The organism is Thioclava electrotropha (genome assembly GCF_002085925.2).
GTDB classification, from domain to species: Bacteria; Pseudomonadota; Alphaproteobacteria; order Rhodobacterales; family Rhodobacteraceae; genus Thioclava; species Thioclava electrotropha.
The window spans coordinates 674103-689959 of sequence record NZ_CP053562.1 but is presented as its reverse complement, the minus strand read 5'-3'; the positions used below and the strand labels follow the sequence as shown (position 1 = coordinate 689959).

The following is a 15857-nucleotide window of genomic DNA, read 5'->3' as shown; positions in this document are numbered from 1 at the left end:
GCGAACAAGCAGCTGAAAGCCCTGTGGGAGATGGGAAAGTCATAGATCGATGCACGGATGCACAGCCGTATTCTGCGTCGACTGGATGCCCTCGACGCCGCGACCGCGCCAGAAGACATGAACCTTCCGGGCTTCGACTGTCACAGCCTGCGAGGTCACAACCCAACCCGCTACACGACCCATGCGAATGGCCCGTGGTGCATCACCTTCGAGTTCCGCGACGGCGACGCCTATGTGCTGGACTACGAGCAATATCACTAGGAGGCAAAGAAGAGCTGCAATCCTGATCGCTGCCCGACGCATCCGGGCGAACTGCTCCGCGAGGAGCTGATTCCCGCGACCAGGAAATCCAAGACCGAGATCGCGAGGAGGCTCGGGATCTCGCGCCAGCACCGGCATGACATCCTTGCCGAACGGAAGCCCGTGAGCGCTGAGGTCGCCGTGAGTCTGGGCGAGCTATTCGGAAACGCGCCGCTGATCTGGAGCAGGATGCAGGGCGCCCATGATGCCGGGCACGCATCCCGCGAGCTGGATGTGTCGGCCATTCCGACGCTCTGTCCGGCGGAATGAACGCCTGTCTCGCGCTTCCGTGACCTTCGATGCTTTCATGCGGTTGCGCTCCTCTCCCAGCCAGGAAAACTTCTTTGAAAACTCCAGTTTCAAACGGTCCAACTTTCCGGGGGCAGAGCAATACGGCCGGGCGGGTCTCAAGACAGGCTTACCGCGACGCCGCATGGCCGCTTCGAGCCCAGAGTCACCAGACCCGTAGCGCCAAGTTCAAAGCCGGCGATCGAGGCCGCTCGAATGTCGCCGCGCAGCTTCCCTGAACCGGACTTAGCCCCGGACTTCCTTTTCCGAGCTGTTGGACGGGAGAACGGACATAGTAGTCGTTCGTCTCTACATCGGTTAGCTGCTCTATCCGATTGAACGCAAGATTGTCATATCAACTGGGAAGTTCGTCGATTCTTTTAACTGAGGCCAGATCGTCGTCCCAATTCGCGCGACTGGAGAGGCAAATATGCGCGGTGGGTCGTATGTCGATCGGGCTATCGAGTGAGCCTGCTGGGGCGACGAGGGAGCCATCATGCGCTTGAGAGAACGGCAGTGCCGACCCGCAGTCTGCACAGAAGCTCTTCACGTGCTGCGTCCCGGGAACGCGAAATATCCTGATTTTTTCCGTCCCGGACAGCCAGGTGATTTCAGCCGTCGATGAAAACAGGTTCGCAGAATGAGCCGTGCCGCTATCTTTGCGGCAGCGTCCGCAATGGCACAGGAAGAAGCTCTCGAACTCTCCCGATATGCGAAACCGCACGGCTCCACACAGGCACTTTCCGTTCACCTCGTTATCCATTCGTAGCCCCCTCGACATGCCCCGATCGGGCCGACTTCCGGGGCAAAGCCTCACAAGGAGCAACGTGAGCGTCAACTGCTCACGCAATCCGAAACGCCGATGCCCGACATGTCGACGGTCGGTGGGCGCATTCAGCGTCAAACGGGATAGCGCTTTGAAAGATGACGTCTATTGCGAATTCACCCAACTCTTTAGGGTGATCGCGCCATTTTTTAAGCCCTGCCTTGGCTACAGTCTCAGATATCCTCGATCCACTTTCTTGGACCGGTCCCTCGCTGACGCAGTTCATCCTTGGGATTGAACATCTTGCAGGATTTCAAAGAAAGGCAGCCGCAGCCGATGCAAGCGGTCAGGGTCTTTCGCAGGCGCTGAAGTTGGGCAATCTGCTCGTCGACCCGGTGCGTCCACTTCTCTGACAGCGCCGCCCAGTCTTCCCCGGTCGGAACATGGTCTGTCGGCAGCTTGTCGAGTTCGGTTTTGATCTCTTCAAGCGTCATGCCGAGGGTCTGAGCGAAAGTGATAAAGGCGAGGCGCCGCAGAACGTGGCGCGGGAAGCGTCTGTGCCCGGAGCCAGCCCGCTCGGACGAGATGAGCCCGCGCTCCTCGTAATAGCGCAGCGCCGAGGAGGCGATGCCGCTGCGGCGTGAAATCTGGTTGATGGTCAGCGTCGTTTCCATGGTTCGGTTGTTTCTCGAATTTCAGCATTGACCTAAAGTTAGCTTCAACTTTTAGAACGTCGCTCGTCCGACAGTCAACGGAGGGAAACCATGCGACAGAGTCACGCTTATCCTTCGGCTCAAAAGATGCAGACTTTTCGCATGCCAGGAGAAGTCGGCAGCCGGCGCGACCGTTTGACCGTGGGCAGCGCATCATGAAGCCAGAGGCGCCCCCGCAAGCTTTGCAGCTGCGCGATGAACTTCATTGCTTGCTTCGCCGCCATGGAGCGACGTCTGTCCTTCACGCCCTGCTGTGGACGTTGCTGCAGTCACGGCGGAGGCCCAAATCGATCGCCACGACTACCCTTCGCTCGCATATCCGGCGCGACGTTGGCCTACCACCCGCGCCGCCGAACCCGACGCGATAAGATGAATTGCACTGACAGGAGATCAGAGATGCCCATGGAAATCGACAGCGAAACCGGCCCCGCGAACAAGTTTGCAGACATGATCGAATGTCATGGCCTCATCCTCTTCACCGAGCGCTACGAGGCCTGCGTGGAGTTCTATCAAACCAAGCTCGGCCTGCCGCTCTGGTATGAAAAGCCGGGGCTGACCTGCCTTCGCTTTGGCGACGGATATCTGATGATCGAGACCGGCGGACGCGCAGAGAATGCCCGGAAAGACATCTCTCAGAACCCGGTTGCCTTGCGCTTCAACGTCTCAGACGTGAAGGCTGCGGCGCGCCTGCTGGAGACTCAGGGCGTGCCGGTCGAAGTCAAAATGCACAGCTGGGGCACGACCGGCGCGTTCCTCGACCCCGACGGCAACGTGTGCAGCCTGAAGAACGCCGACGATCCCTTCTTTACCGATGAGCAAGGGCAATGATGTGCAGCCTTCCCAAGATAAAGTGGTAGCCGTCAAACGTTCTCTCTCTCGAAAGGGCAGGGTATCTATGGAAGGTGAAGCAACTGCGCGGGGACGAAAATACTGCCACGTAGCTTCAGCAGCTCGACGTGCTTGACGGGCACAGCAGAGCTGGGTGGGCCATCTGGCCCGAACCGGACGTTAGTGCCAAGTGTTGCGAACGTCCGGTGTCAGACCGTGGTGAAACGCGAAAGTGACTTCGACTAATGCCTGAAGCCAGTATCAAACAGGCGATAGGCATCGGGCTGCAAAATTCGTGAGTGTGAGGGAGGGGCGGGCGCCCCTCTGTCTTCATGCGCACGCCCGCCCCAATTTCAGGGCTCAAACCGTATCACTCCGCTGGATGTGGAAACGCACTCTTCGCAAGACGTCCGCTCAACCGGGTCAGCGCCAGCGCGCCCAGCACGACGACCGCGCCGAGGAAGGGCGTGACCGACAGGCCGAGCTGATCGACCGCGAGACCGCCGACCCAGGCCCCGCCCGCGATGCCGAGGTTGAAGGCCCCGATATTGAGGCCAGAGGCCACATCGACCGCCCCCGGCGCAACGCTGCGCGCGATATCGACAACATAGGCCTGCAGGGGCGGCACGTTGCCGAAGGCGAAACCACCCCAGAACAGCACCACCGCGATGGCGGCCCAGGGCGTGGCGAGGCTCAGCCCCAGCAGCGCGAGCGACGCGGCTAGCCCCGCGAAGATCAGCGTGAGCGCCGGCACCGGCCCGATCCGGTCGGACAGCTTGCCGCCCGCGATATTCCCGACCGCGACCGAGATCCCATAGAGCAGGATCACGAGGCTCACCGATCCGGCGCTCAGCCCCGTCACATCGGTCAGCATGGGCGCTAGGTAGGTGAAGGCGATGAAGTTGCCGCCATAGCCCACGGCCGTGATCAGATAGACCAGCAAAAGCCGCGGCGAGGTCAGAACGCTCAGCTGTTGCTTCAGCGACGGCGACGCACCGCGCGGCAGGTTCGAGGGCACCAGAAGCGCCGAGGCGATGAAGCCGATCACGCCCAGCCCGACGACGCCGAGGAAGGTCGCGTGCCAGCCGAAATGCGCCCCGATCCATGTGCCAAAGGGCACGCCGGTCACCAGCGCGACAGTGAGCCCCATGAAGACCATGGCGATCGCGCTCGATTCCTTTTCGCGCGGCACGAGGCTCGTCGCAATGGTCGAGGCGATGGCGAAGAACACCCCATGTGCGAGGCCGGTGATGAAGCGTGCCGCGATCAGCGCGCCGAAGCTTGGGGCAACCGCTGCGAAGGCGTTGCCGCCGACAAACAGCGCCAGAAGCGCCAGCAGCAGCGTCTTGCGCGGCGGCCGGTCGGCAAGCGCGGTCAGCACCGGCGCACCGATGGTGACGCCAAGCGCGTAAAGGCTCACGAGAAGCCCCGCCGAGGGCAGCGGCACACCCAGCGACTGGGCGATGGTGGGGATGAGGCCGACGATCACGAACTCGGTCGTGCCGACGGCAAAGGCGCTGATCGTGAGCGCCCAGAGAGCAAGAGGCATGTCGATCTCCCTTTGGTTGAATTGGATATCGACATCCCATCTGTCATGGGTCAGCCTTTGCGTGAACAGACAGGTCTGGAAAGGATCATTGCGCAAAATGCACGAATTGCCGCAAACCCGCGATCTGGCGACCTTCGTGAGCGTCGTCGAGGCGGGCGGTTTCGCCGAAGCCGCGCGGCGCTTGGGTGTGGCGCCTTCGACGCTGAGCCGCACGGTGAGCCGATTGGAAGAGCGGCTTTCGGTGGTCCTTCTGCGTCGCACGACGCGTGCGCTGGAACTGACCCCGGAGGGGCGCGACCTGCTCGAAGCCGCGCGCGAGATCGTCGACCGGACCGAGGCGCTGGCCGATCTCGCGACGCAAGGGGGCACGCCGCGCGGGCCGCTTCGGATCAACGCGCCGGTGCCTTGGGTGCTGCATGTGCTCGCCCCCGCCCTGCCCGATTTCATCGCGCGCTATCCCGAAATCGAGATCAGCATCGAGATGACCGATAGCGTCGTCGACCTGATCGGCGCGCAGGCCGATGTCGCAATCCGTATGGGCACGCTGGGCGATAGCGAGCTTTTGCGCCGTCCTTTGGGTTATGCTGTCTGGCGGCTCGTGGCCGCGCCGGATTATCTCGCACGTATGGGCCCCCCCGAGACGCCGCAAGATTTGACGCGGCTCCGGCAGGTGCGCTTCCAGAGCCCCGCTCATATCAACGAACTGCGCTTCGACGATGACCCCGAGCCGGTTGCGCTCGCGCCCTCGGTCACAGCGGGGAATGGCGAGGCCGCCCGGGCGCTCGTCTGCGCGGGTCTCGGGGTCGCGCGGTTTTCCGATTTCATGGTAGCGCGGGACATTGCCGAGGGGCGGCTGGTCGAACTGTTTCCCGGCAGGCTCAGCGTCGAGCCGCTGCCGGTTCAGGCCGTCTACATGACGCGTGCGGCCGGGCTTCGAAGACTTGGGGCATTTCTCGACTGGCTGAGTGAGGTTTACGGATCGCAATAACGGGATCGATCCGCAGTGCGCTTGAACAAGTCTGCCCATAACGCCTATCCACTTCCGGCCCGTTGCTGTCTTTCCTCGACGGGCGCGCACGATGCAGTCGAGCGTCTGGCCGCGCCTCTGTGCGCCTTACAATTCCTGCAACTGGTCGCGCAGGAAAGCCACGTTGACCGCAAGCCCCGGCAGCAACCACTGGAAGAGACGCACGACGGAAAGGATCTCTTCGAGTGGTCCATCCTTGCGCGCCGCTTCCTGCAGTTCGGTCGATGACAGCCGCGTCGGGTTTGGCATGTTCAACGCCAGCATGAAGCGCGTGTTTGGAGAGAACGTCCCAAAATTTCGCCCGCGAGACCGGACCTGAGCCGCCTGCGAGCGCTTGGCGGCGGCAACAGTGACGAAATTCGAAAGAAAAGCGCTTAAAGTGAAGAAAATCGACACGAGGTGACGGTTCTCTACGCGGATGATCTTGTAGCTTTGGTGAAAAGAATCTAAATAAACGCCATGAGGGTGATTATTTTCGTGGCGTGGTGATGACTTTCTACGGACGCAAGCTTCCCGGCCAAGGCCGGATTGCAGGATATGGCTGGCTGATCAGTGAGCTCGGTCTGCGCACGCCCATGCCGCGCCGCCTGGCTCTTGTCTCCGACCACCACGAACGCCGGTCCGAACCGGAATGGGAAATATTTCGATCGGAGCAATGGCCGGGTGAGGCCGTCTTCGATCACCTGACGTTTGCCATCAAGAACGAAGGCATCGATCTTCGGATCATGCATGAGGTCACAAGGGTTGCAGACCATTCCGAGATTTCCCGAGCCCTGATGGGAGCGACCGGCCTCGTCGCGCGTCGGCTTTGGTTCTTTTGGGAATGGCTGACAGGCGAGATGCTGGATCTGCCTGACCTTGGGAAAGTGAAGTATCAACCCGCGCTCGATCCAGACATCTATTTCGCTATCGATCCAGGGATTCGATCGGCCCGCCACAAGATTATCGATAACCTGCCCGGCACCCCGGCCTTTTGTCCTCTCGTGCAGAGATCCCCGAGGCTCGAGAAGCTGATCGCGCTGCAACTGCCAGCTCTGGCAAGGGAGATCACAGGAAAGGCGCCGCAACATATCGTATCGCGCGCCGCGGCTTTCCTGTTGCTTGACGATTCCAAGGCTTCCTTTGCGATCGAGCAGGAGAAACCAGGCCCCCAACGAGCAGCCCGCTGGGCACGCGCGATCGGCGAGGCGGGAAGCCATCCGCTATCGCTGGGCGAGCTTGAGCGCCTGCAACAAATTGTCTTGCGAGATACACGCTTCGTGAAGATGGGGGTTCGCAAGGAGGGTGGCTTCATTGGTAGCCACAGCCGCGACGGAAGGGTCCCGGAGCCGGTGCATATCAGCGCCCGGTATGAAGATCTGGCTGACCTCCTGGAGGGAATCGCGCTCTATGAAACGCGGGCTCTCGAGGGCGGTGTTGATCCGATGGTGGTCGCGGCCGCGGTGTCGTTCGGTTTTGTCTACATCCACCCCTTCGAGGATGGGAACGGTCGTCTCCATCGATATCTGCTGCACCATGTTTTGGCCCGTGGCGGGTTCAATCCGACGGGCCTGGTCTTCCCGATCAGCGTCGTGGTCTACCGGCGTATCGAGGAATACAGCGATGTTCTAAAATCCGTCTCGGAACCTATGATGGAGTTCATCGAGTGGAAGCCCACGGCCCGGGGGAATGTGGAAGTCCTGTCGGACACAGCGGCGCTTTACCGCTTCTTCGACAGCACCATGCATGCCGAGTTCATCGCCGATTGTGTCAGGGAAACGGTCGAGCAGGACCTCCCCAGGGAAATCGACTACATTGAGCGCTATGATCGGTTCAAATCCAGTGTCGACGCGTTGCTGGACATGCCCGCCCCAATGGTGGATTTACTGCGAGGTTTTCTGGAACAAGGCAACGGCACGCTATCCGGACGTGCCTTGCGCAAGGAGTTCTCGGCGCTGACGGAAGAGGAAGTCACCCTGATCGAGGAGGCCTATGCGGCAGCCTGGCCTCCCGACTGAATTCCACCAGACCTAACCTAATCCAAGCCCATCAATCTCGTCATCGCGCGACAGCTGCAGCGCACCAACCCCGACCTCCCCTGCACGCACTAGGAGATCGAGAACAGCTTGGATCATCCAATCCTCCTTCTTCTCACCGAGTTCCTTGAGGGAGGCAGGCATATCTTCCATCACGATGTCCCCTCTGAAGATTTCAGCACGGCCTTCGGCAAGTGCTGCGATGACCTCACGCAGGGCGGCTTGCTTTTGCGCAAACTCGAGAGTTCTTCGGTCGAGCTCCGCAGACTGCACTCGCATCTGCTCCGCGATCGCCTTGCGCGCGGCATGTTGTTTCGTCGTTAGCCGCGCTTTTCGCGGCCCGTCACGCAAGAGCCCGCAGTGCTCTCCGACCGCCGCGTAGTAGTCGTCCTGGAACTGACGCATGGCCGCACGGTAGGCGACCATTTCCGGAACCTCACCCCGCAGTTTTCGAGCCGCCTTCAGATGAGCGCGGTTCGCGTCCTCCCACCTTGCAAGTGCCGCGGCATTGTCGGCGCGCACGGTGCGACAGTCCGAGCGCCAAGCCTCGAGACGCGCGGCATTATGCTCCTTGTTGCGCGCGATGGTCTTCGGTCGTTTGCCGAGAGCCCGTTTGCGCGGTCTCGGCGGAAGCGGCCTGAGAGCAGGGCGCGGGAGAGAGACGATGGCTGAGGGGATCTCGCGGGAGGCGCGCACCTCCGCGGCTGCGCGCTTGCCCGCATGTAGTTTGTTTGCATCAAGTTTCGGGTCTTCGGCATTGACTGCGAGAATGTGGAGATGGACCTGCGCCTCGTCGACATGCAGCACCGCCACCCACTCCACGCCCGGCGGCATACGCGCTTCGAAATGCGTGAGCACCCTTTCCGCCCAGCTGAGAATCTCTCGTTTATGGCGCTCCCAGTCGTCCCTTAAGGCCGCGGCGGTCATCGGATGCGAATGGATTTCCGCATAAAGCGTCGCCGCATCGCGGCGCAGCCGACGCTGATAGCTCGTGCCTTTCGCACTTTTCACGGTCTCACGGATCGTCTCCACCTTCTCGGTCCAGAGCACTTCGAGCTCTTCGAGCGTCGTCGTCCCGTCAAGCTTGGTGGGAGCCTTTGGCTCGTCGACATGACGCGAATAGCGCGGCACCCGCATCGCCTCGCCAAAGACCTGCTCGGCCGTGTTCACCTGGTCGAGCGCCCCCTTCACTTTGCGCGGGGCGGCCGAATAACATTCGATATGGACAAACTGATAGCTCATGGATCACCTCTTCTCTTCCTTGGCTCTCCTCCGAGGATAAGTTGGTGACCTGAAAAAAACGGGCAGGAGACCGGTGCGAAAAACGTCGCCGGGGGTCTGTCGGGAAAAACTAGCTATATGACAGACTGTAGCTAGCTTTCTTGAACGGCTGGATTGCGAGCCGGCGCGGCAGCGTCGGCTTATGCTCAAAAAAGGCGGCACGCGGGGGGCACCATAGCTCGCCCCCCCCCCGGGAAGGACTTCGCCCGACCAAAAATCGAAGGCCTGCCAAACGCAGCAACATCCTCAAGAGCGTGTAGCTTAAGCGACCACTTCAGGCTGTTCATCGTTCTGCCTGAAACGAAAGCCGACGAAACTCACGCAAGGTCCGCGGGCAGCACGCCCTCGGGGATGTTCTGGTAGCAGACCGGGCGCAGGAAGCGCCGGATCGAAAGGGTGCCGACCGAGGTCGCGCCGAAGTTCGTGGACGCGGGATATGCGAGGGCGCGAGCATGTCTACGTCACCGGTGAAGACCATCTCCGATGCGGGGGCGGCGACCCCAAGAAGGGCGGGGTAGAGGCGGAACGCGTTCGTCCCCCCGAGGATCCCGCCGATCTCGAAGAATCCGACCCGAGACAAGGAAGAGAGGACCTTTCCGGTGTTAACGTCGAGCGAGAGGAGCCCGGCGGCCCTCAGCATCGAGACCAGGGTCGCGTTCTTCTTTCGCCAACCGTCGCAGACCTCCCGCTCGGCGCGCGCGGCCGCGACGGTCGCCAGGACCTCCGGCGTTTCAGGGCCAATCGTTTTCTCCACGACCCGGTCCCCGATGCGGCGCCTCGACACCCAATAGCCCCGACCGGACTTCTCGATCCGCATGATGGACCCAGGGACGGAGAGGGGTGGCCGGGCCCGGAACCTCTGCATCAGCTCATGATACGCAGTCTGGATCGGGACCGGGAGATGCTCCATCAGGCATTCCTACACATTATATTACTTTGTGTAGGAAAGCATGGCTCCCCTGGCCCCGCGTCAAGCTGTCAGCGACTGCGGGGCTCGACTGGGGCGTATCGACCTTCGTCACGCTCGCGCATGAAGACGGTGCCTTCGAGGCACTGCCGAACCCGCGCCACTGGGCTCTCGAAGCCGAGGACCTTAAGGCTGAGCAGCGCCGGCTCTCGGTCGCGGCCCGGGCGCGGAAGATCTCCCGACGGGCGCTGCGGGCACACCGCCGCGCTCTGGCGCGTCGTCATGCGAAGATCGCCGCGCGCCGAAAGGACTTCCTGCACAAGGCGAGCGCGCGGATCGCCGGGCGGCATCGCCTGATCGCGACCGAGGCGCTGGCTGTGCGCAACATGACCGCTTCAGCCCGGGGCACCGCGGAGGCGCCGGGCCGGAATGTGGCCCAAAAGGCGGGCCTGAACGGATCGATCCTGGACACGGCTCCGGCCGGGTTTTTGAACATGCTCCGATACAAAGCGGAAGAAGCTGGTGCGGAGTTCCTTGAGCCGAAGACGCGAGAGCTGAAGCCGTCACAGCGCTGCCTGGACTGCGGTGCCGTGCGGAAGAAGACGCTCGCGGAGCGCCATCATGATTGCGACTGTGGCTGTCGTCTCGGAAGAGACGAGGCCGCGGCCCGCGTCCTGCTGAACTGGGGGCTCGAGGAGAGCCGGAAGCGGCGGGACACGGAAACGATCAATCCGGCCGGGACGGTCGGGGATCAGGCAGCTGCCTGATCCGAAACTCCTTTCCAACCTACGGGATTGGTGGGGGAGGTTCATCTGCTCGAAGGTTTTTCGAGACATTAGGTCACTCAAGCGAAAAGCCCTATTCGTTCGCCGTCATCACGCATTGAACCCACTTTCGAGCGCCTATCTGATCAAATCTTGCTTTCCATGAGAGATGTATTACGATGTATGACGTCTCAATCGTAAGAGCAAATCATGGGCACCTCGCCATACTCCATCCGTCTGGACGACGAGCTAAGACAATCTCTCGAACGCGAAGCGGAAATCGAAGATCGTTCGCCTGCCCAGCTCGCAGTGCGCGCCATTCGATCCATGCTGGACGCCAAGGCTGCAAAGCGGACCGCCATAGACAACGCTTTGGCGCGTGCCGAAGAGGACGCTTTCATTTCCGCCGAAGCGATGAACGCCTGGATCGATTCATGGGACACAGGCCATGAGTCCCCTGCCCCGAAACCGGACATCACGCCTGACGACGCATGAAGATCGTCTTTGTTGAAGAGGCGGCCCAGGACATCCAATGGTTTCGCTATCACTATCAATCGGTTTTTCCGGAAGGTAGCTCCAAGGCCCGCGCGAGCCTGAAAGCCATCCAGCAGACGCTGGCCGCCAATCCTTATGCGGGACATCCCAGCGTTTCAGGGCGCGCTGTGCGAGAACTCTCGCTTCCTCGGACACCGTTCTCGCTGATATATCGCGTCATGCCCACTCAGATCGAAATTCTCCGCCTTTGGGATAACAGGCAGGGGACGGATTACTGAGAGGATACCGGCAGGAAATACAAGGTAGGCATTCGGCGAAGACTGCGGGCGTTCACTCGATCAGATACGCCTGGTAGAAGCTTTGGGTTTCCGAGGCTTTGGTGCCCATTTCCGGGCGAGGCGTTCGAAGTTGTCGAGGATACGGCCGATATCTGCCTCATCAGGATCGAACTTTGCGCCATGCCATTCCAACATGTCTGCGTGGGCTTCGTGTTGCGGATCGGCGATGGCGTCCAGGAAGTCCGCGTAACCGGGAGAGCCGCCGATATCTTCCGGCGGGCAAGCCCCTATGGCTCTGACAAGACGCGGATATGCGGCACCCGGGACGGCATCATCGATTTTCTCGACCTTGATCACGTGATGCCAGTTGTCGCCAAAATCGTAGATGTAATGGATGGTCTTGGTTCCCACATCTTCGAGCACATCAAGTAGGCTGGTCTTACTGGCCGGCATGGGGCCCTCGTAAAAACCATCTGGATCTGGCACGCCCCAGCCGACGCCGCCAGCCCTGAACTCATAGAGGTGGCTATCAGTCCATCCCATGGCGGACTGGATAACATCGTGCAGGCGGTTCAGCTTGATCTTCAGTGGCACATCGAAGCGTCGAAGCACCTGAGGCTCGACGTCAGATAATGTCACCTTGAGGCGCGCGACCAGCGTCATGCAGCAATCCTTTTCAATTCTGTTGCGGCGTTCCAATTCCTGGCAGCAAGTCATGCAAAGCGACACCGGCATATCCGGCAGACGGGCGAGCACATCGGACAGTCATGCCTGCGGATCGATGTTGTTCATCTTTTGCCGAGACGAGCAAGAACCTGTCCAGGCCGAGACAGTTCGTCGAGCGGCAGAGAAGCTGAGAGCTTCCCGTGTCTCTGAGGCCCCGCATAGTCGAAGCATTGCTTCACTCGCGGTTCTGCCCTCAGGGGGCGGAGACCGATCAGGCAGAGCCAAAATCATCCCGGAAACGGTCAGACTGATGCATGCGCTCATGCAGGATCGTCACGATCCCGATGTCCCCGTTCGAGAGATATCGCCAGTAGACGAAATGATGCTCGTATCGAAAGAAGAACCCATCAACACCGAACTCGGCTGGGATCGGTTTCGACGCGACACCATGTGCCGCGATCTTGTCGAAGGCTGCGAACAGGCCAGTGATGTAGTTCGCGGCCTGATCCTCTCCCCACCTGTCACGGGTGTAGCGGTAAATGACATCGAGGCGGTGGGACGCCCCGTCCTGAATACGGATTTCGGCCACCGGATCAGCTCCGGTTCCGTGCGATTACCTCGGCTGCGCTCAGCGGTTGATACGTGTCTTCTGGGGCTGCGAAGGCATGGGTCAACTCGGCTTTCAGGAGGCTGAAGGCCTCCTGCTCCGCCCTCTCCTTGTCGCGCCGGATCAAGTCGCGGATGTATTCGCTGACATTCTCATAGGACCCGTCATCACCCACATTCGCCGAGACAAAGTCACTCAGCGCCCCACCGAGGCGGACGGTCAACGTAGTCGTTCGGGACATGGCTCAGCACCTCTCACATTACCCGTATTCAAAATAACCAAAATCGACGACAAAACAAGGGTGGGCTGTGCGACCCTGTTGTTCGCGTTGATTACGAGGCTTTCCGAGGTGACTGCCCGAGTTGTCCACATAATTCGACCAAACCGCGGGATTTTCGAGCTTTTCCAAGGCCAGATTTTCGGCCTCCTCGCCTAGACTGAGGTCATCAACCAAGGAAAGGACAACATCATGCTCGACATCCTCCCCACCTCGGGCCCGCGTCACGAATTCGCGGTCTTGGCAACAATGTTCGCCTATACCAGCGCGGAAATCGCAGCGGCGTTCGAATATATCGACCGCAAGGAGCGTCGCACCGACCCTACCGGAAAGTTCGATCATCGTGGATGCTTCTTCGCCGCCGAACGCACGATCGCTGTCAGGTTTTGCCGCGCGCCTTCGGCCAGATGGCCATACCCCCAACTGCTCGCCGCTCGGACAGCTGATCACTGCGCCGAACTATTTGAAGTTGACGAAGCAAAAAATGTGAAGCGATTGGCGCTTGCCTTCAAGCGTTTTCGCGTCGGGGCGCCGTTTGCGGACTTGCGCCGCTGTCAACGGCGGAGCAAAAACCGGCCACGGGGCGGAGCAAAAGTCTGCCGCCAGAGAGGGCATGGGATTGAAGCGAAGGGAACGCTTCGCGCCCCGGCAGCTGCGCTTTTCAGATAGCTGGCGGCTGCCGGGGCGCTTTGGCCCAGCGGGCCAAACCTGAACGATGTGATCAGGTGTTGGCGCTGTTTCGGGCGCGGCTTTGGGCAAGCCGATAGCTGTCGCCGTTCATCTCGAGGATGTGGACATGGTGGGTGAGCCGGTCGAGCAGAGCGCCGGTCAGGCGCTCGGAGCCGAAGGTTTCGGTCCATTCGTCGAAGGGCAGATTGCTGGTGATCATGGTGGCGCCCCGCTCGTAGCGCTGCGAGATCAGTTCGAAGAGCAGCTCGGCGCCGGTCTTGCTCAGAGGCACGAAGCCCAGCTCGTCGATGATCAGGAGCTTGTATCCGACCATCTGTTTTTGCAGGCGTAGCAAGCGGCGCTCGTCGCGGGCCTCCATCAGCTCGTGGACCAATGCGGCGGCGGTGGTGAAGCCGACGGAAAGGCCCTTCTGGCAGGCGGCCAGTCCAAGGCCCAAGGCGACATGGGTCTTGCCGGTGCCGCTCGGGCCGAGGGCAATGACATTCTCGCGCCGCTCGATCCATTCCCCGCGGGCGAGTTCCAGCACCTGCATCTTGTTGAGCTTGGGGATCGCCTTGAAGTCGAAGCTGTCGAGGCTTTTGGTCGCCGGGAACTTCGCCGCCTTGATGCGGCGCTCGACCATCCGCCGTTCGCGGTCGATCAGTTCGAGTTCCACCAGGCGCGCCAGGAAGCGAACGTGGTCCTGCCCCTCCGCGGCGCACTGGCGCGCGAGCTTGTCGTATTCCCTCAGGAAGGTCGGCAGCTTGAGCGTCTTCAGATGATGGGCGAGCAGCAGGTCGGGCGCGTCGGTCATCGGGCCTCCTCCGAGATCAGGCACATGTAGCTGGCCGCCGAGGTCTTTCCGACCTCGGCCCGCGGCAGGTAGGGATAGACGTCGAGGTCGAGCTTCGGCGGTCGCTTCTCGACCTGACACAGCACGAGATGCTTGACGGCGTCGAAGCCGATGGCTCCCATGCGCAGGGCCGTCTTCACGGCGGCTTGCACATCGTCGAGCTCGAAGGCCTCCAGCAGCCGCAGGACCTGGACGAACTCACGCCGCCCCGCTTTGAGCATGCGTGCTTCCATCAGGCGGCGCAGGGTTGCGAACTCGGGCGGCAGCTCCCAGCCTGTCAGCGGCGCGGCCTGGTCCAGGGCATTGATCTTCTTCTCGATCAGCGGAAGGTAGTGGAGCGGGTCGAAGACGACATCCTCGCGCTCATAGCTGCGCGGATGGCGCGCGATCAGATCGCCGCCGCAGCCGATCGCCACCTCGTCGACATAGCCGCGCAGCCAGACATCGCGGTGGCCGTAGGCGATCGGCACGGAATAGTCGTTGGTCTTGTAACGCACCAGCGCCTGCGAGGTGACCCGCCCGCTCGCCTGATCGCAGGCATCGAAAGGGGCTGGCGGCAGCGCCGACATCACCTCGAGATCCCGGTCAAGGCGCGTGCCGATCGTCTCGGTATGGCCGCGCAGAACATCGCCCTGACGCTTGCGGCATTGTTCTTCCAGCCAGGCGTTGAAGGCCTCCCAGGAGGGGAAGCGCGGCACCGGCACCATGAAGTTGCGCCGGGCATAGCCCACCAGCCCCTCGACGCTGCCTTTGTCGTTCCCTTTGCCGGGACGGCCATAGCGGTCACGGAGCAGGTAATGTGACAGGAACCCGCTGAACAGCCTGGCCCGCTTGCGGGTGCCATCCGGCAGGATCTGTGCCACCAGGCACCTGTCGTTGTCGTAGAGCACCGACACCGGCACCCGACCGAAGAAGCCGAAGGCGTGAACATGCCCGTCGACCCAGGCCTCGGAGGTCGCAGCCGGATAGGCCCGGATATAGCAGGCATCGCTATGTGGCAGGTCGAAGGCGAAGAAATGCGCCTTCTGCTCGACACCATCAATGATGACCATCGCTTCGCCAAAGTCGGCCTGGGCATGCCCGGGCGCATGGGCCAGCGGCACGAACATCTCGCGACCGCGCCGGTCATGCTCACGAATGTAATCCTTCACGATCGTGTAGCCGCCGGTGAAACCGTGTTCGTCCCGGAGCCGCTCGAACACCCGCTTGGCGGTGTGCCGCTGTTTGCGCGGCACGCCGCGGTCCTCTTCCAGCCAGGCGTTGATGATCTCGGTAAAACCATCCAGCTTCGGGCGCTTGATCGGCGCCTTGCGCCGGTAGCCCGGCGGAACCGAATACGCCAACATCTTCTGCACGCTGTCGCGTGAAATCCCGAAGTGACGCGCCGCCTCGCGCTGGCTCATCCCCTCGGCGCAGGCAAGTCGAACCTTGCGATACAAGTCCACGGTGAAAATCCTCCCGCCCTCCCGTCGCCAGAAAGGGCAAAAGTGGCCGACTTTTACGCCGCCCGCAGCCGGATCATCCCGCCGCTACCGTGGCCGACTATTGCGCCGCCGTTCTCACCAAACACCGAA

Annotated in this window: 19 protein-coding genes and 1 pseudogene; 8 read left to right on the top strand and 12 right to left on the bottom strand. The window is 61.4% G+C overall.

The genetic code is table 11. The features are described from left to right. Window positions 1–57: 57 nt before the first annotated feature. Both AKL02_RS03495 and AKL02_RS21275 read left to right on the top strand, forming a co-directional pair. Entirely contained in the window at window positions 58–261 is a 204-nt protein-coding gene (locus tag AKL02_RS03495; RefSeq protein ID WP_198453246.1) for a type II toxin-antitoxin system RelE/ParE family toxin, read from the top strand. A 51-nt stretch (window positions 262–312) separates the two neighbouring features. Further along, window positions 313–570 carry a HigA family addiction module antitoxin gene (locus tag AKL02_RS21275; RefSeq protein WP_083079824.1) on the top strand — a complete coding sequence of 86 codons (258 nt, stop codon included), beginning with the start codon at window positions 313–315 and terminating at the stop codon, window positions 568–570. Between the two features lie 373 nt (window positions 571–943). On the opposite strand, the gene AKL02_RS03485 is transcribed toward AKL02_RS21275, so the two are convergent. Further along, complete coding sequence (locus tag AKL02_RS03485) at window positions 944–1351, bottom strand: GFA family protein (protein ID WP_083079826.1); 408 nt, start codon at window positions 1349–1351, stop codon at window positions 944–946. 236 nt (window positions 1352–1587) lie between these two features. Beyond that, window positions 1588–2028, bottom strand: coding sequence for a redox-sensitive transcriptional activator SoxR (soxR, locus tag AKL02_RS03480; protein WP_083079828.1), 441 nt, complete (start codon window positions 2026–2028; stop codon window positions 1588–1590). A gap of 441 nt (window positions 2029–2469) precedes the next feature. Here soxR and AKL02_RS03475 point away from each other — a divergent pair, with 441 nt between their 5' ends. Then, entirely contained in the window at window positions 2470–2895 is a 426-nt protein-coding gene (locus AKL02_RS03475; protein ID WP_232621708.1) for a VOC family protein, read from the top strand. A 370-nt stretch (window positions 2896–3265) separates the two neighbouring features. On the opposite strand, the gene AKL02_RS03470 is transcribed toward AKL02_RS03475, so the two are convergent. Beyond that, window positions 3266–4444, bottom strand: coding sequence for an MFS transporter (locus tag AKL02_RS03470; RefSeq protein WP_083079864.1), 1179 nt, complete (start codon window positions 4442–4444; stop codon window positions 3266–3268). 97 nt (window positions 4445–4541) lie between these two features. Between AKL02_RS03470 and AKL02_RS03465 the strand changes: the two genes are divergently transcribed. Next, the gene (locus AKL02_RS03465) at window positions 4542–5432 is read left to right on the top strand and encodes a LysR family transcriptional regulator (RefSeq protein ID WP_083079830.1); all 891 of its coding nucleotides are present in this window, start codon (window positions 4542–4544) and stop codon (window positions 5430–5432) included. Between the two features lie 126 nt (window positions 5433–5558). Here the strand turns inward: AKL02_RS03465 and AKL02_RS03460 are convergent, their stop codons facing one another. Then, window positions 5559–5867 (bottom strand): hypothetical protein, encoded by a 309-nt coding sequence (locus tag AKL02_RS03460; protein WP_133052006.1) that lies wholly within the window; start codon window positions 5865–5867, stop codon window positions 5559–5561. Window positions 5868–5959: 92 nt separating this feature from the next. Between AKL02_RS03460 and AKL02_RS03455 the strand changes: the two genes are divergently transcribed. Continuing rightward, a complete protein-coding gene (locus AKL02_RS03455) occupies window positions 5960–7468 on the top strand; it encodes a Fic family protein (protein ID WP_083079832.1) in 1509 nt (502 codons plus the stop codon). A gap of 12 nt (window positions 7469–7480) precedes the next feature. Here AKL02_RS03455 and AKL02_RS03450 read toward each other — a convergent pair whose 3' ends face one another. Both AKL02_RS03450 and AKL02_RS21270 read right to left on the bottom strand, forming a co-directional pair. Continuing rightward, window positions 7481–8728, bottom strand: a complete 1248-nt coding sequence (locus AKL02_RS03450) for a plasmid recombination protein (RefSeq protein ID WP_083079835.1) — start codon at window positions 8726–8728, stop codon at window positions 7481–7483. 544 nt (window positions 8729–9272) lie between these two features. After that, a pseudogene (locus tag AKL02_RS21270) lies at window positions 9273–9407 on the bottom strand (GSU2403 family nucleotidyltransferase fold protein); the annotation flags it as partial. 296 nt (window positions 9408–9703) lie between these two features. Between AKL02_RS21270 and AKL02_RS03440 the strand changes: the two are divergent. From AKL02_RS03440 to AKL02_RS03430, 3 genes are all read left to right on the top strand, one after another. Further along, entirely contained in the window at window positions 9704–10441 is a 738-nt protein-coding gene (locus AKL02_RS03440) for an RNA-guided endonuclease InsQ/TnpB family protein (RefSeq protein WP_165757051.1), read from the top strand. A 207-nt stretch (window positions 10442–10648) separates the two neighbouring features. Then, a complete protein-coding gene (locus tag AKL02_RS03435) occupies window positions 10649–10933 on the top strand; it encodes a CopG family ribbon-helix-helix protein (RefSeq protein ID WP_083079840.1) in 285 nt (94 codons plus the stop codon). Further along, window positions 10930–11211: a type II toxin-antitoxin system RelE/ParE family toxin gene (locus tag AKL02_RS03430; RefSeq protein ID WP_083079843.1), complete on the top strand. Its 282-nt coding sequence runs from the start codon at window positions 10930–10932 to the stop codon at window positions 11209–11211. Before AKL02_RS03435 ends, AKL02_RS03430 begins: the two co-directional genes overlap by 4 nt. A gap of 60 nt (window positions 11212–11271) precedes the next feature. Here AKL02_RS03430 and AKL02_RS03425 read toward each other — a convergent pair whose 3' ends face one another. The 6 genes from AKL02_RS03425 to istA form a co-directional block, all read right to left on the bottom strand. After that, window positions 11272–11874: a plasmid pRiA4b ORF-3 family protein gene (locus tag AKL02_RS03425; protein WP_083079845.1), complete on the bottom strand. Its 603-nt coding sequence runs from the start codon at window positions 11872–11874 to the stop codon at window positions 11272–11274. Between the two features lie 274 nt (window positions 11875–12148). Next, window positions 12149–12466: a type II toxin-antitoxin system RelE/ParE family toxin gene (locus tag AKL02_RS03420; RefSeq protein WP_078523233.1), complete on the bottom strand. Its 318-nt coding sequence runs from the start codon at window positions 12464–12466 to the stop codon at window positions 12149–12151. A 4-nt stretch (window positions 12467–12470) separates the two neighbouring features. Next, window positions 12471–12725, bottom strand: coding sequence for a ribbon-helix-helix domain-containing protein (locus AKL02_RS03415; RefSeq protein ID WP_078523234.1), 255 nt, complete (start codon window positions 12723–12725; stop codon window positions 12471–12473). A gap of 18 nt (window positions 12726–12743) precedes the next feature. Further along, the gene (locus AKL02_RS03410; RefSeq protein ID WP_083079848.1) at window positions 12744–13103 is read right to left on the bottom strand and encodes a hypothetical protein; all 360 of its coding nucleotides are present in this window, start codon (window positions 13101–13103) and stop codon (window positions 12744–12746) included. A 379-nt stretch (window positions 13104–13482) separates the two neighbouring features. After that, complete coding sequence (gene istB / locus AKL02_RS03405; protein WP_078572607.1) at window positions 13483–14244, bottom strand: IS21-like element helper ATPase IstB; 762 nt, start codon at window positions 14242–14244, stop codon at window positions 13483–13485. Next, entirely contained in the window at window positions 14241–15737 is a 1497-nt protein-coding gene (gene istA / locus AKL02_RS03400) for an IS21 family transposase (RefSeq protein ID WP_198453284.1), read from the bottom strand. Before istA ends, istB begins: the two co-directional genes overlap by 4 nt. Between the last annotated feature and the right edge of the window lie 120 nt (window positions 15738–15857).

Coding starts and splice junctions, on each gene's coding strand:
- AKL02_RS03485 (WP_083079826.1), bottom strand. CDS start 1,351: ATGGATAACGAGGTGAACGGAAAGTGCCTGTGTGGAGCCGTGCGGTTT.
- soxR (WP_083079828.1), bottom strand. CDS start 2,028: ATGGAAACGACGCTGACCATCAACCAGATTTCACGCCGCAGCGGCATC.
- AKL02_RS03450 (WP_083079835.1), bottom strand. CDS start 8,728: ATGAGCTATCAGTTTGTCCATATCGAATGTTATTCGGCCGCCCCGCGC.
- AKL02_RS03455 (WP_083079832.1), top strand. CDS start 5,960: ATGACTTTCTACGGACGCAAGCTTCCCGGCCAAGGCCGGATTGCAGGA.
- AKL02_RS03425 (WP_083079845.1), bottom strand. CDS start 11,874: ATGACGCTGGTCGCGCGCCTCAAGGTGACATTATCTGACGTCGAGCCT.
- AKL02_RS03465 (WP_083079830.1), top strand. CDS start 4,542: ATGCACGAATTGCCGCAAACCCGCGATCTGGCGACCTTCGTGAGCGTC.
- AKL02_RS03435 (WP_083079840.1), top strand. CDS start 10,649: ATGGGCACCTCGCCATACTCCATCCGTCTGGACGACGAGCTAAGACAA.
- AKL02_RS03470 (WP_083079864.1), bottom strand. CDS start 4,444: ATGCCTCTTGCTCTCTGGGCGCTCACGATCAGCGCCTTTGCCGTCGGC.
- AKL02_RS03415 (WP_078523234.1), bottom strand. CDS start 12,725: ATGTCCCGAACGACTACGTTGACCGTCCGCCTCGGTGGGGCGCTGAGT.
- AKL02_RS03475 (WP_232621708.1), top strand. CDS start 2,470: ATGGAAATCGACAGCGAAACCGGCCCCGCGAACAAGTTTGCAGACATG.
- AKL02_RS03430 (WP_083079843.1), top strand. CDS start 10,930: ATGAAGATCGTCTTTGTTGAAGAGGCGGCCCAGGACATCCAATGGTTT.
- AKL02_RS03410 (WP_083079848.1), bottom strand. CDS start 13,103: ATGATCGAACTTTCCGGTAGGGTCGGTGCGACGCTCCTTGCGGTCGAT.
- istB (WP_078572607.1), bottom strand. CDS start 14,244: ATGACCGACGCGCCCGACCTGCTGCTCGCCCATCATCTGAAGACGCTC.
- AKL02_RS03495 (WP_198453246.1), top strand. CDS start 58: ATGCACAGCCGTATTCTGCGTCGACTGGATGCCCTCGACGCCGCGACC.